At 52.2% G+C, this 13680-nt stretch carries 11 protein-coding genes; 3 read left to right on the top strand and 8 right to left on the bottom strand.

Annotated elements, in window-relative coordinates; all coding sequences use genetic code 11:
- Window positions 1–27: 27 nt before the first annotated feature.
- Complete coding sequence (locus GEOB_RS13695; RefSeq protein WP_012647839.1) at window positions 28–1425, bottom strand: N-acetylmuramoyl-L-alanine amidase; 1398 nt, start codon at window positions 1423–1425, stop codon at window positions 28–30.
- A 4-nt stretch (window positions 1426–1429) separates the two neighbouring features.
- The gene (mutS, locus tag GEOB_RS13690) at window positions 1430–4042 is read right to left on the bottom strand and encodes a DNA mismatch repair protein MutS (protein ID WP_012647838.1); all 2613 of its coding nucleotides are present in this window, start codon (window positions 4040–4042) and stop codon (window positions 1430–1432) included.
- Between the two features lie 441 nt (window positions 4043–4483).
- On the opposite strand from mutS, the gene GEOB_RS13685 reads away from it, so the two are divergent.
- Window positions 4484–5095 (top strand): thermonuclease family protein, encoded by a 612-nt coding sequence (locus GEOB_RS13685; RefSeq protein ID WP_085950221.1) that lies wholly within the window; start codon window positions 4484–4486, stop codon window positions 5093–5095.
- 104 nt (window positions 5096–5199) lie between these two features.
- On the top strand, window positions 5200–5337 hold the full coding sequence (locus GEOB_RS13680; RefSeq protein WP_012647836.1) for an entericidin A/B family lipoprotein: 138 nt from the start codon (window positions 5200–5202) through the stop codon (window positions 5335–5337).
- 47 nt (window positions 5338–5384) lie between these two features.
- On the opposite strand, the gene GEOB_RS13675 is transcribed toward GEOB_RS13680, so the two are convergent.
- On the bottom strand, window positions 5385–6458 hold the full coding sequence (locus tag GEOB_RS13675; protein WP_195892550.1) for a mechanosensitive ion channel family protein: 1074 nt from the start codon (window positions 6456–6458) through the stop codon (window positions 5385–5387).
- Window positions 6459–6829: 371 nt separating this feature from the next.
- Between GEOB_RS13675 and GEOB_RS13670 the strand changes: the two genes are divergently transcribed.
- Window positions 6830–7813, top strand: a complete 984-nt coding sequence (locus GEOB_RS13670; protein ID WP_012647834.1) for a serine/threonine protein kinase — start codon at window positions 6830–6832, stop codon at window positions 7811–7813.
- A gap of 323 nt (window positions 7814–8136) precedes the next feature.
- Here GEOB_RS13670 and GEOB_RS13665 read toward each other — a convergent pair whose 3' ends face one another.
- The 5 genes from GEOB_RS13665 to GEOB_RS13645 form a co-directional block, all read right to left on the bottom strand.
- Entirely contained in the window at window positions 8137–8601 is a 465-nt protein-coding gene (locus GEOB_RS13665) for a YaiI/YqxD family protein (protein ID WP_041267153.1), read from the bottom strand.
- Window positions 8602–8661: 60 nt separating this feature from the next.
- Entirely contained in the window at window positions 8662–9492 is an 831-nt protein-coding gene (locus GEOB_RS13660) for an FkbM family methyltransferase (protein ID WP_012647832.1), read from the bottom strand.
- 204 nt (window positions 9493–9696) lie between these two features.
- A complete protein-coding gene (locus tag GEOB_RS13655) occupies window positions 9697–11505 on the bottom strand; it encodes an Lnb N-terminal periplasmic domain-containing protein (RefSeq protein ID WP_012647830.1) in 1809 nt (602 codons plus the stop codon).
- Between the two features lie 182 nt (window positions 11506–11687).
- Window positions 11688–12155, bottom strand: a complete 468-nt coding sequence (locus tag GEOB_RS13650) for a DUF3015 family protein (protein WP_012647829.1) — start codon at window positions 12153–12155, stop codon at window positions 11688–11690.
- Window positions 12156–12272: 117 nt separating this feature from the next.
- Complete coding sequence (locus GEOB_RS13645) at window positions 12273–13622, bottom strand: alpha/beta hydrolase family protein (protein WP_012647828.1); 1350 nt, start codon at window positions 13620–13622, stop codon at window positions 12273–12275.
- Between the last annotated feature and the right edge of the window lie 58 nt (window positions 13623–13680).

Genomic DNA, 13680 nt, shown 5'->3' with positions numbered 1-13680 from the left:
TGTATTGGATAAATACGCCGTGCTTATTTATTTGAGGCTTGAGATGTAGCCTTTGATTCCTGCCATTATTCCTTCGGCCACTGTTTCCTGATAGCGTGCATCCTTCAGGCGTTCCTCTTCCCGCTCGTTGCTGAGGAAAGCGGCCTCCACCAAGATGCTCGGCATCGTTGCCCCCACCAGAACATAAAAGGGACCTTGCTTTACCCCCAGATTCTTCATGGGGAACAAGCCGTTGGCTTTCCCATAGGCAGCCTTCTGCACCTCGTCTGCAAGGTGAGCCGAATCGTTCAGTTTATAGTTGGCCATCAGGTCGAAGAGCACAGCTTGAAGCAGGCTTACTTTTTCAAGTGAGGTGCCGTTTTCCTTGGCTGCAAGCTGGGCAGCCTTTTCTGTCTTGGCCAGGTTTAAATAGTAAGTTTCCATGCCACTTGCATTTCGATTCAAGGAGGCATTGGCATGCACCGAAACGAAGAGGTCGGCTCCGACCTTGTTGGCGATGGCGGTGCGCTCCTGCAGCTCGATGAAAACATCGGTGGAACGGGTCATGACAACGTCAAGTCCAAGCTCCTCCTTCAACTTTTGGGCGAGCTTCAGCCCGATCTGCAGCACGACGTCCTTTTCCCTGGTACCACCGGCACCGACAGCACCCGGGTCATGGCCGCCGTGTCCGGGATCGACCACGATCCTGCGGATTTTGCCCGGTTTCCCCTTCTTTGCCGGAAGATTTTTTTCTTCCACAGCCGAAACCTTCGCTGCCTCGGCCATGGGAGGCGCTTCCTGAATGGTCTCTTTTATGGCCGAGATTTCCGGTTTGCGATCACCCTTAACATCGATAATAATGCGAAAAGGATTGGAAAAGGTGAAGATCTTGTAGTCCTTGATGCTGTCCAGATCCAGAACTACCCGGACCACATCGGCTTTGTACTGGGCAACGCGAGCTGTCTTCAGCAGTCCGTCTCCGATGGGGTGATCCTTGACGCCGGGGTCCAGACGGGCATCCGTGATGTCGATGTAAACCCGCGGTGCGCCCGCGTCACCGGTGGCGGGAATCTTGTGATACTCAAATCTGGCTTCCCGATCGAGGGTGACGGCAATACGGGTATAGTCAGGATTGGACCAGTGGCGGATTTCAGTGACCACTGCAGCCGGTTCCGGCTCTTCAGCCTTGGTAACGACAGGCTTGTGTGCGGCAGTCTCCTGTTTGGTCTTCTTCTTGCCAGAGCCTTTCTTCTTGCCAGAGTCCTTCTTGCCTGACTTTTTCTTTTCTTTCTGCTTTTCTTTCAGCTTTGCATTCACTTTTTTGCTGGCTTTTTTGGCATGCTTAGCCGTTTTGGCGGTGGTACCCTCTTCTGCCCGTGAAGGTATTGTGGAAAAGAAGAAAACTGCAACTATCGTTATCCAGGAAAAAATCAGAATCCTTCGCATTTTTTCATGCCATCCTTTTAAGTTCGTCCAGCAGGTTAAGCGCTTCAAGAGGAGTCAGTGTCGCCACATCAATAGATAGCAACCTCTTGCGCAGCAGGTCTTCGGTGTTTTGAAACAGTGAAAGCTGGGAAGTAGGTACAGTGGCCTTTTTCTCCCGGGCAATACGAGGAATACCTTCTTCGGCATACTCCCCTTTTTCGAGATTGACCAGTATCTCCTTTGCCCGCTCAATAACTTCCAGGGGAAGCCCCGCCAGTCTCGCCACCTGAATGCCGTATGAATGGGAAGCGCCACCAGGTACGATCTTGCGCAGGAAGATGATCTGCTCGTTCCACTCCTTTACCGCAATATTGAAGTTTTTGATCCGCCTCCGTGTCACCGACAGTTCGGTCAACTCATGGTAATGGGTGGCAAAGAGGGTCTTTGCCGCATGCTCTCCATTATCGTGAAGATATTCGGCCACGGCCCAGGCTATGGAAACCCCGTCGAAGGTGGAAGTACCACGGCCGATCTCGTCAAGTATCACCAGGCTTTTCGGCGTGGCGTTACGCAGAATATTGGCCGCCTCCATCATTTCCACCATGAACGTGGACTGGCCGCGGGCCAGGTTGTCTGAAGCGCCGACCCTGGTAAAAATGCGGTCAACCATTCCTATTCGTGCTTCTGTCGCAGGCACGAAGCTTCCCATGTGGGCCATGAGGACGATCAGGGCCACCTGACGCATGAAGGTGGATTTGCCTGCCATGTTGGGTCCGGTGATGACGATGATCTGGTTTTCGTCATTGTCCAGCAGTGTGTCGTTGGGGACGAAACGCTCTCCCTGGTTAAGGGCCTCTATGACCGGGTGCCGCCCATCAACGATGGCCAGGTTGGTACCGTCATCCACCTTTGGCCGGCAGTAGTTGTTCTCATGGGCCAGCTCTGCCAGGGATACAAGCACGTCCACCGTTGCCAGGCAATCGGCGGTACGGGCGATGAGGTTCCCATGACCGGCCGCAGCCTCCCTGATCTCCTGAAAGAGGGAAAATTCAAGATCACGGATCCGGTCTTCCGCCCCCAGGACCTTGTCTTCATACTCTTTCAACTCGGGCGTTATATACCGCTCCGCATTGGCAAGGGTCTGCTTGCGGATGTAATCGGCAGGAATGGAATCAAGGTTGGTCCTGGTGACCTCGATGTAATAACCAAAGACCTTGTTGTAGCGTATTTTCAGGGAACTGATGCCGGTGCGCTTTTTTTCCTGGGCCTCAAGTCTGGCGATAAAGCCCTTCCCTTCACGACTGATGGCCCTCAGCTCATCCAGTTCGGCGTTGTAACCGTCGGCGATGATACCTCCCTCACGCAGTACGAAGGGAGGGTTTTCGACGATACCCCGCTCGATCAGCTCTATCAGCTCAGGCAATGGATTCAGGCCCTCGTTCAGCCCTGCCAGCAGATTGGAAGAAAATGCGACAAGCACCTCCTTGATTGCAGGAATTCTAGCCAGTGAATCCTTCATGGCTACCAGATCCTTGGCCCCGGCACTGGCCAGGCTTATCCGCCCGTTCAACCTTTCAAGATCATAGACGCCATTTAAAAGGGCGGCAATCTCGGCACGGGAGCCAGCGTCTTGCAGCAAAGCCTCAACCGCATCCTGCCGATCCGTTATACCTCGATTAGTTACTAATGGATAATTAATCCACTGCTTTATCTTTCTCCCCCCCATGGCCGTCGTTGTCCTGTCCATGAGCCCGAGCAAAGAACCCTTGCGTTTTCCTTCGGCAAGGGTGGCAGTCAACTCCAGGTTTCTTCGGGTAGCCTCGTCCAGGAGCAGATGCTCGGCGTTGGTATAGGCCTTGATTGAAGTGACATGGGCCGCTTTTCCTTTCTGGGTTTCCTGAAGGTAATGGAGGACCGCACCCACTGCATACAGACCGCTCACCAGGCCGTCACATCCCAGGGACGACGGTGAGGCACCGGCGAAATGACCGGCCAGAAGCCGCCGACAATATTCATGGTCATACACCCAGTCTTCCACGTGGGTAACTACCAGACCAGCAGTGGCACGGGCCAGTTCCTTCATTTTGCCGTTATCGCGAAAAAATGACGGCAGCAGGATCTCCCTGGGGCCGACGCAGGCAATCTCGGCAACGACTGCATCAAGGCTATCCAGTTCGGTGAGTCGGAATTCTCCGGTGGAGAGATCCAGGTAAGAAAGCCCCCAGCGGTTGCCGTCATCGTTGTGGATGGACAAGAGGTAATTGTTGTCCTTGGGGGACAAGCTGGAACCATCCACAACCAGACCGGGTGTTATCACCTTCACCACTTCGCGGCGGACGATCCCCTTGGCGCTCTTGGGGTCCTCAACCTGCTCGCAAATGGCTACCTTTTCGCCAGCTTCGATGAGTTTCGTTATGTATGGACCGGCTGAATGATAGGGAATGCCGCACAGGGGGACGTCGGCGCCATCGGAGTTCTTGTTGCGGGAGGTCAGGGTGATGTCCAGAATACGCGATGCCTTGACGGCATCGTCCAGAAACATCTCGTAGAAGTCGCCAAGGCGAAAAAAAAGGACCGCGTCGGGGTAGTCGGCCTTTATTTCCAGATACTGCCGCATCATGGGGGTGATTTGAGACATGGAAACCTTTTTTACAGCTGGATTGCGGCTCACATCCTAGCAAAAACGGGGATCGTTGTAAAATGAAAACCAAACCATACCTACGGGAATTCCCGGTCTTTGAAATGAGAACAGATAATGTGAAAGAGCGCCGTATGGACTTATCGAAGTAAATACTTACCTGCCCGCAGTTATATGCAATCATGTATCAACAAAAGCTTTATCGGCATCCGACAAAGAAGGTGCGGGACTTCAAAAAATTGTTGCCAATTTTTCTAATGAGGAATAGAGTCATCCAGTTGTCATTGTTCCAAGGCAAATCCCGTGTAGCAGGTTGTTGAAAAAACTATTGCGGACCCGCGGGGCCTAAAAGGTAGCTCTGCTGCGGTGCCGCTCGCTTGAGTCTTGCATGGCGACCTCCTCATGACGTTTTTCAACAACCTCTCCGAGGTAATACAAAATATGCGACATTTTTTGAAAAAGGTCTGCCTCTGTTTACTGGCAATCTGTGCTGCTTCCCCTGCCCCGGCAAAAGAGCCAGTGCTGGAAGGTATTGTCTCCGATGTCTTTAGCGGCGACACCGTTGCGGTCACTATTCCCTCCGGCGAAAAGATAAAGATTCACCTTTACGGGATTGATTCTCCTAAAAAGGAGAAAAGAGATGCGCAAACGGGAATGTTGAAGAGACCGGGACAACTTTTCGGGGAAGAAGCATTTCAGGCTCTAAAGGGCAAACTGCAAAACCAAAAGGTAAAGGTCGAGATAATCGGAAATGAAGGTCGTTCAGAAAAACAGATGGGAATAATACGGCTGGACAAGCGAAATATCGGGCTGGAAATGGTACGGGAAGGTTTGGCCTGGGCTCATCAGTCCCGTTCAAAGGGAATTCTGGCTACTGAGTACGGGAAAGCCGAAGAACAGGCCAGGGGAGAGCGCCGCGGACTATGGAAACAGGATAATCCCCAACCTCCCTGGGAGTTCATAAAGCTGTGGAAGATGAAGGAAGCGCTGCTTATTGGCTCTCTGCAACCAGGCAAGAGGTATGAAAGTCCATCCGCCGCTGCTGCCGCCTAGGGAAAGGCCCGCATGTTGACAAAGTCCTCGCCATTGACGGGGACTTTTTTTTGTGGTTTATTTTGTATTAGCCATATTTAATAATTAGCAAAAAGGAGAAATTAATGGCACAGAAAATCATGGGAACTGTTGTCATAATCCTTACGTGCGTGTGGGCACTGACCGGCTGTCATACCGTTCAAGGGGCTGGAGAGGATATCAAGAGTGGTGGAAGAGCACTTGAGAGGGCCACGGGAGACTGAACCAGCACCTGTGCATTACAAGTCACCTCAATTCCACAACCTTGGCGCTAGCTCCCCAAGTCTGCCCTGAAACGAGGCAGACTTTTCGGGTGTTTTTTCGTCATGAACTCAACCAGCTTTTCGCGCACATGGCAGCGCAGCTCCCAGAGGTTTCCTGCGTTGTCGGCGCTGACCAAAGCCCGCAGTTCAAGTGAGCGCTCTTTAGCATCGGTTACATGCAGCGCCCATGCTTGTCCGTTCCATTTCGGCGTCTTGTCGAGGATATGTTTCAGCTCTGCCCGGAGTTCTTCTACCGGTACCGTATAATCGGCATAAATCAGGACAGTTCCCAGCAATTGAGCGGTGGCACGCGTCCAGTTCTGAAAAGGTTTTTCGAGAAAATAGGTGATGGGCACAACCAGGTGCCGCAAGTCCCAGATCCTTACCACCACATAGGTAAGGGTGATTTCTTCAATTATTCCCCATTCCCCCTCGACAATGACCACATCGTCTATCCGGATCGGCTGGGATAACGCTATCTGGATTCCGGCGAAAATGTGGGCTATGGATCTCTGTGCCCCGATGCCGGCAATCACACCGATAATGCCCGCGGAGGCAAGGATGCTGATACCAATGCGCCTGATCTGCTCGAAAGTGGTCAGTGCCAAGGCAAAAGCCAGAATGAGAAAGACAACAAGTACAATCTTGACTAGAACGTTCACCTGGGTATGAACGACTCGGGCCTTCAGGTTGTCATGCACCATCAGATCATACCTGCTGAGAATGACATCCTGAAGTCCCAGAACCAGGCTCATGAGCAGCCAGGTACAGGAGGCGATCAGTGAGATCTCGAACAGATGCTGGAGAAACTCATTTATTTTGACCTGGAACATCAGATAGGGAGATATGATGATGACGCATAACAACGGCAGCATGACACGGGCTGGAGCAACAAGCCGGTCGACCATCCGCCGATCGGAGAAGATCCAGCCGTACTTTTCCGCCCTGTGAAGAAAATAGAAGATGAGGAGATAAAGGAGCAGACCTGCTATGATTGCAGCAATTATCAGGCTATAGGAGAAAAGGGTTGCACCAAGAAGCAGCGTGAAGAGTATATTGCCATCGGTCAACCAATCAGGCATACCCGCAACAGGACCCCCTGCCGGTGGAGAGTTACCGGTTGACGATCCGCCGGCAGAGACAGACGGGCAGACGCAGATGGCACCAAAAAAAATTGCCACTGCCGTAATCCACAGTGCTGACATGCCAGCATACCGTAACCTGGACATCATTCCCCCTGTCCATGCAAATTGATCACCGGGGAGCGATATTATTATATTAAATAAAAACAAATTAACAATCCCGGTGACCCAAAGGAACCAGGCAAATGGGCGGTACTTCTTCTCCAGTATGAACGTATGTTGGCAAACATGACGGCGCTTCCCCTTGGTTCCGGCGGAAAATGATGGTATGGTGGCTCATCCGGACCATTAAACGCTTGGAGCGAGAACCAATGACTGCAAGCCCACACCCGTTTCACACCCTCACCCCCACCTTCATAATGGACGCCGTCGAAAGCCAGGGCTATCGCTGCGATTGCCGCACCCTGGCCCTGAACAGCTACGAGAACCGTGTTTACCAGGTGGGGATCGAAGACGGCGAGCCCATAATTGCCAAGTTCTACCGCCCCGGCCGCTGGAGCGACAGCCAGATCATCGAAGAGCACACCTTCTGTTTCGAACTGGCCGAACATGAACTGCCGGTAGTCGCCCCATATACAAATACTGGCGGTGAAAGCCTCTTCCACTACGACGGCTTTCGCTTCGCCCTGTATCCGCGCCAGGGAGGCCATGCACCTGAGTTCGATAACCTGGACAACCTGCTTATCCTGGGACGGTTGCTGGGCAGAATCCATCGCATTGGCGCAATTCGCAGTTTTCAGCATCGGCCCGCCCTGGATAGCCAAAGCTTTGGGCATGCCAGTGTGGCTTTCCTCAGTAATAAATTCATTCCAGAAGAGTACCGTGACAGCTACACTGCCCTGACTGAGCAATTATTGACGTCCATCGATCGGACCATGGTAGAAGTGCCCTTCCGTGCCATCCGCGTCCATGGCGACTGCCACAGCGGCAATATCCTCTGGAGAGGCGGGGCGCCCCACTTTGTCGACTTCGACGACAGCCGGATGGCTCCGGCGGTGCAGGATCTGTGGATGATGCTCTCAGGCGAGCGGCCGCGCCAGACGGCCCAGATGGCGGCCCTTATCGAAGGATACAACGAGTTCTGCGACTTCAATCCGGCAGAGCTGCGGCTGATCGGCGCCCTGCGTGCTCTGCGCATGCTCCATTACAGCGCCTGGCTTGCGCGCCGCTGGCAAGACCCCATTTTCCCCCGCACCTTCCCATGGTTCAACACCATACGCTACTGGGGTGAGCACATTCTGGAGCTGCGCGAACAACTGGCGGCCCTTGAAGAACCGCCGCTGGAGTTGCCGTAAAATATCGGATCGACAAAATGAAAAGCCCACCAGCGTTAGGTGGGCTTCTTTTTATTCTGAATCTTGGATACCTTTTCAAGGTCTGTTCCGGCTCTTATTAACTCCGGATCTATGCAACTTGCCTTTTATTTAACCTGCCTGGTGGAGTATCGTCTATAAGATTATCCTCCTTTATGCAGTTTCTACTTCCTTCCTGCTGATTTTAATTTAACACCGAAAAATTTAAAAAACAGGCTGTTTAAAAAAAATTTTTCAGGGTATAGTTTAAAAGTTGCATTGATCCCCCTTCCAGGTAGTAACAATCCTCCGCACAAGTAATCATCTCACAACGGTTTCTCTCCTCGAACCATCCGGGTAAGCAGACGATCCAAGGACGAAGCGAATCGTTGCCGATCGGTCAGGCTGAACTGGGCGGGACCTCCCTGCAGGAGCCCTCCAGCACGGAGTTCCGCCATCAGGTCGCGCATTGATAGCCGCTCCCCCACATTGTCTTCCGTATAGGGCTCTCCCCGTGGATCCAGGGCCACGCCACCTTTGGCGACGATTCTGGCCGCAAGGGGTATATCCGCCGTAATTACCAGGTCTTCAGGAGCAGCATTGTCGGCAATGTAATCGTCGGCAACGTCGAAGCCCTCCCCTACCACGACACACCGGACCAGGCGGGTCTCATGCTTTGCCAGGCTCTTGTTGGCCACCAGGCAGACAGCAATCTTCAACCTCCCGGACGCCCTGAAGACGATCTCCTTGATGACACGCGGGCAGGCATCGGCATCGATCCATATTTTCATCGTTGGTTCCATTTTTTTCCGATCTGTTCAGTGACAAGCGCCCGCCTTCTATAAATTCCGCTATAGAACATGCTTACTGAGCAGAATATTGCCATAGCCGATATTCAGTCTCACATTGCTGGCCAGAGGCAACACCGCTTTATCCCTGAACTGTTCCTCGCTATCGGCATTAGCAGGCCAGGGACGTATCAAATAGGCGTGGTAGCCCATGGCATGGAAGTGGTTGCGTATGACAAAGTCGTCGCTGACGCGAGAATCGTCCATATTGTTTACTTCGAAGACAATGAACGGCGGTGCACACTCTTTAAAAAACCTGGCACCACCTTGAATCACTTGCCACTCGTAGCCTTCAACGTCTATTTTTACGACCTGTACGCGGGTAAAGGAATAAAGGTCATAGAGCTGATCGAGAGTCATGGCCGTTACCATTACGCTCTTTTGTTCTGCTGGTGAAAGCCCGCTGTCAGCCGGCTTGTGGAGAGATGACAACCCCTCGTCCGATTGGTTGATATGAAGGGTGGCAATACCGGGCTGGTCGGCTAAAGCACAGTTGAAGGCATGTAGATTACCAAGGTTGTTCAACAGGCTGTTGAGAACAAGCACGCTGAATGTAGCTGGATTCGGCTCAAAGGCGAACACTCGTCCGGAAACACCTATAACTTGCCGGGCGAGCAGGGAGTAGTAGCCGATATGACTCCCGATGTCCATAAAAGTATCTCCCGGCTGCAGGAACTGGGTCAACACCTGCACCATGGGGGGATCGACGAAGACCCCATTAACCAGATTGCTATAGATGAAGTTTTGAGTGTGGTAGGCAGTGTCAAAGCCCATTCTGTAATTAAAATTCCGCTCGTAAGCCGCATAGTTAAGATCAAGTGTTTTAATAGGCATGCCATCTCCATTGCATACTGCGGTAATGAGCCGCATGAGGTTGATTAAAGCTCGATCATACAGACAATCACACCTTTTTCAAGGCTAACTTTTACCTGATAAAGTGAATTTTGGAGAAAGAATTTCTTTCCCTGTATAGCTTGATGAAGAAAATCGGGGTTGGTATACGCACAGACCGGTGTACCGGGATACATACTTACCTGATCAAAAGTAATGATTCCAGAATATTGAGGCTTCTGGTATGGAATGACTGTTGACGAATTCCTGGGAGCATTCGATGTTGATACTGTTGTTCCTGCTCAGGCGGAAGTTTTGCCCGAGGGAAAACTTGAGGCTATGGCGATCATCTCCGACTTTATAGATGAAACCTCTGGCTGAAAGATGAAGTTTCCACCAGTCGGTCAGCTGTTCCACATCGCCAATGCTGATTCCGGGACCAACTGTAACTCCGGCTCTGATTCCACCACCCCCGTTGATATCTACTTCACCAAACAAGTACATGATGCCGTTGAATGGTGAATCATAGGCGTAGCCACCGCCGGTATTGAGCCGGCCAATGAGGTGGTCCTCTCCGCTTGCCATGGCTTCCCTTTCCAGTCCGGCATTGACCTTCCAGGACTTTGGCTTGAAAAAGACGTCTCTGGGAGCGATGGAGAAGATGTCGATGACGTGAAGGTACCTGAGCTGCAGCTTATCCGTGGAAAAATTGTATTTTAAAGCAGTGTCCAGAAACTTGATCTGCGCCCCCCTGAGGTATCCCTGGTCAGGATCGAGCAGAGCGTGAAACTCCGGTTGAAGCCTGACCTCGCCGTATGGCTCACCCTTTCGTATCCCTCCCCCCACTGATACCCTGGTAGTTCGATGACCTGTTTCTGGCGTCGATGGCTCACGCAGCTTGTACAAATCGTCGGGAGCCGCTCCCAGGCGACTTCTCTCCGCCAGAATCTTCAGGTACAGCCCGGAATAAGCAGTCTTGTCTATTTCTTCCCTCGACAGCCTGAACTGAACGAACTCGGCGGCCAGATCCAGTACCTTGATCTTTATCACGTCCGCTCGATCAACTCCCCTCAGAACCTCCGGGGTTTTTGTTCCCATGGCCATATTGAATGCCAACTGCTGGTCCGCCCGGTCCAGGAGGGAGAGAATCTTTCTGATCCTCGTGCCTTGGGAGGGCCGATAACGGGCACTCTCCAGGAGTCCCTTTTCCATGGCAATATTGATGGTATTGGTTGGCAGGACAAAAATACCTGCCCTGTCTGTCAGGTGCAGTTCCGGGCGGGCCGACTCGATGAGGAAAAGCAGATTGTAAGAACAGTTCTCGTCAAAGAAATAATAGGGTGAATGGATATTCTGCAGCTCCCAGATGTGGTTCAGCATCCGCCTGACCTCATCTTCGGATAATTTCAGTCGGTATTCCCACATGTCACGGTGTTCAAGGTCGTTGTACTCCTTCACCTTCAGGTAATATGGATTTATGGAGTAAAAGCCCTGGTACAGGCCGAACAGCCCTTTCCAGGCATAGACCAGGCCATTGCTGTCGGTGGTAATGGCAGCATAATTCGCAGCATATGATACAAGGTTGCTTTGACTGCTGCCGTCAATGCGCAACAGGGTATGGCCGAACATGGATGCCGGGCTGTTGATATGGCCCACGGGAAAGACCAGCACCGCCGATTTTGCACCCACTTCCTTGAAGATCTTATCCTTTTCAGAACAGGTAAACGCCGGCAGCTGTGCCGGATCAATCCACAGTTTTTCTTTGAGCCACTCGTAACGTGCCGGAAAACGGCAAGCGGTATGCTCTCCGTCCTTGGCAGTTTTGAAAAAGCTTTTCACGGTAGCTTCAAGTTCGGCCTTTTTGTCGGTCCTGCCGTTCGGGGCCAGGAAAAACTTCCCATCATCGATCCTGCTTTTATACCCTCCCCCATAGGTTTTGGTATAGTGGAGCAGCACCTCCCACGTTCGTTCCTCGTCAAGCTTGAGCTGGCCAGCCCGCACCAATATGCTATCCATGTGCGGCTCAGTTTCAGCCTTGGCCTGCGCCGAGAATATGGGGCAAACAGAAATACTTAAGAGGAGTGAAAGTAGCAGCGACAGAGGGGGGAAAGGTAAAGAAAAGATCACTATTCATATCCGCTAAGACAAGCAAAGGTAGACAACATGCTGTCTACCTTTGCTTCAATTGATTTGGCTGGTCAGTTGTTCATGACGGTGATGGTATTGTCGATCACCTCTGCCAGGACAACTTTTTCAGAAGTGAATATCTTGCCGAAGTTGGCCTGGACCTTTGTGTTAAAGGAAGCCTGCTGCCACGGAGCGACACCGAGCATTTCGGCAAAGGTGTCCAGGGTCTCACCTTTCCCCATGGCCATATCTTTAGCCAGATTGTCCATATTGGACTGGACAAAGTGCATGAGCTTCTCGTTCTGGACGAATTTGGAGGGTTGCTGACAGTCCAAGGTGCCGGAGGAAATGCCGAAGGTCTGATTGCCGAACGATCCGTTCGTGGTAGCCTGGAATGCCTGGAACAGGATGGAGTTATCGGCCTTGTTTTGCCAGAGCAAGGTCCCCAGGCCGCAACCGGTGTTCTGGGCAGCCTGGCCTGCGAATGCACTGCCTGTCAGGGCAATGGTTAAAGCCAATAACAACAGAACCTTTTTCATATGTGCCTCCTTAGAAGTAAAATTCCCTCTCCCGAAGGGAGGGATGCGAATAACAGGTCAGAAATGTCAGTGGAAATAATACTGGCGTAATGGGGTTTGTCAAATTTATCCAAGATGTCACTTCTTGAAACCATCGAGGAATTTCCAGCCATCGCTCAATTCCGGGAAGGCAGCGCCAAAATGCACTGTCTGTACAGGATTGCCGGATACATCCACAACAGCTGCTTCCGGCATCAGCGATACAACACTTTTAGCACCGGCAGTACTGAAAGCATTGAAAGCCACTTGGGAATTGGCAAAAGGCACCAACTCATCGTTAGGATGGTGGATAAGGCGCATGGGCGATGTGGGAGCCCACCCGCGGTATGCATCGTTTTCGACAAGAATTGTTACCACCGGGCTGCTGACGTTACCCAGGTGATCCATGAACTGCTGCGTCAGAATACTTTTCGGCACGATAAGCTGCACCGGGTTGTAGCTCATCCCCATTGCCTCGTTAATCCTGTCCGATTCGGTCGTGCCCGCAAACAGCGGTGGCAAGGTGGTACTGAACGGCGGCTTCATCGACACAGCCGGGCTGAACAGCTCTGTCCTTCCTCCATATGCATAGTTATAGGCGGTCAGAACAAACGGGAGGAAAAAAGGAGCCTTGAATGGGTTATCCGACAACATGACGCCGCGCATGACACCGGAAACATCATAGGGGCCTGAGAGCGGAGCGGAGGCAGTGATGGTAAACTCCCCGGCATGGCGCAGCTGCAGCTCCCTGGCCGTGGTCATGGTTACATAACCACCTTCGGAATAGCCAAGCAGGAACAGTTGATTATTCCAGGCGCAGGTGGAATTTATGGAAGCAATAATGTCCCGGCTCGCCTTCAGCATATCGATCACTTGCGTGGCCAGTGGCGTTCCCACCAGGTAAGGCTGAAGGCTTGTATTGTCCCCCATACCCTCATAATCGGCCATGGCAACAGCATACCCGTTGGCCGCGATGGACGCAGCCACCATGACTTCAGGATAATCTGCCGGCCGATCCTGATGGGCCAGGAACTGGGATGGGGAAAATTGACGAAAGGTCTCGGTTCCGTGCTGGTACATGAGAATAGGCACTGCCGGCTTGGTCCCATCGCTCCCCACCGGCAGGATGAGCAGACCGGTCAGGGTCTGGGTTGATCCGTTGGCGCCAGTCGATGAATAGGTAACCTTTTGCAACTGCAGATTGAACTTCTTGCCGGTCAACAGGGAGCCGAAACTGCTGACGAACCTGCTCCATTCCCAGCCGGCAAGCTCTCTTGCAGTGGACTGCTGGAGGCTGGCGGTGATGGTGGCAATAAGTGCGGCAGGGTCTATGTTTACAGCTGCTGAAGTGGCTTGTTGGGGTGAGGCATTGGAACCGCAACCTGTGATAAGTAAAGCAGCTGCGACGACGGCTTTACGGAAGGCGCGCTTTAATCCTGCAAGTTCCATTTTAAACCTCCATCCGCAAAAGTGATTATTACAGGCCGCCTGGTGGGAACTGTCTTTA

The organism is Geotalea daltonii FRC-32, assembly GCF_000022265.1.
In the GTDB taxonomy this organism is placed as follows: Bacteria; Desulfobacterota; Desulfuromonadia; order Geobacterales; family Geobacteraceae; genus Geotalea; species Geotalea daltonii.
Note: the sequence above shows the minus strand (reverse complement) of the source record. Positions and strands in the feature narration are given on the sequence as shown.

Coding starts and splice junctions, on each gene's coding strand:
- GEOB_RS13695 (WP_012647839.1), bottom strand. CDS start 1,425: ATGCGAAGGATTCTGATTTTTTCCTGGATAACGATAGTTGCAGTTTTC.
- mutS (WP_012647838.1), bottom strand. CDS start 4,042: ATGTCTCAAATCACCCCCATGATGCGGCAGTATCTGGAAATAAAGGCC.
- GEOB_RS13685 (WP_085950221.1), top strand. CDS start 4,484: ATGCGACATTTTTTGAAAAAGGTCTGCCTCTGTTTACTGGCAATCTGT.
- GEOB_RS13680 (WP_012647836.1), top strand. CDS start 5,200: ATGGCACAGAAAATCATGGGAACTGTTGTCATAATCCTTACGTGCGTG.
- GEOB_RS13675 (WP_195892550.1), bottom strand. CDS start 6,458: ATGCCTGATTGGTTGACCGATGGCAATATACTCTTCACGCTGCTTCTT.
- GEOB_RS13670 (WP_012647834.1), top strand. CDS start 6,830: ATGACTGCAAGCCCACACCCGTTTCACACCCTCACCCCCACCTTCATA.
- GEOB_RS13665 (WP_041267153.1), bottom strand. CDS start 8,601: ATGAAAATATGGATCGATGCCGATGCCTGCCCGCGTGTCATCAAGGAG.
- GEOB_RS13660 (WP_012647832.1), bottom strand. CDS start 9,492: ATGCCTATTAAAACACTTGATCTTAACTATGCGGCTTACGAGCGGAAT.
- GEOB_RS13655 (WP_012647830.1), bottom strand. CDS start 11,505: ATGGATAGCATATTGGTGCGGGCTGGCCAGCTCAAGCTTGACGAGGAA.
- GEOB_RS13650 (WP_012647829.1), bottom strand. CDS start 12,155: ATGAAAAAGGTTCTGTTGTTATTGGCTTTAACCATTGCCCTGACAGGC.
- GEOB_RS13645 (WP_012647828.1), bottom strand. CDS start 13,622: ATGGAACTTGCAGGATTAAAGCGCGCCTTCCGTAAAGCCGTCGTCGCA.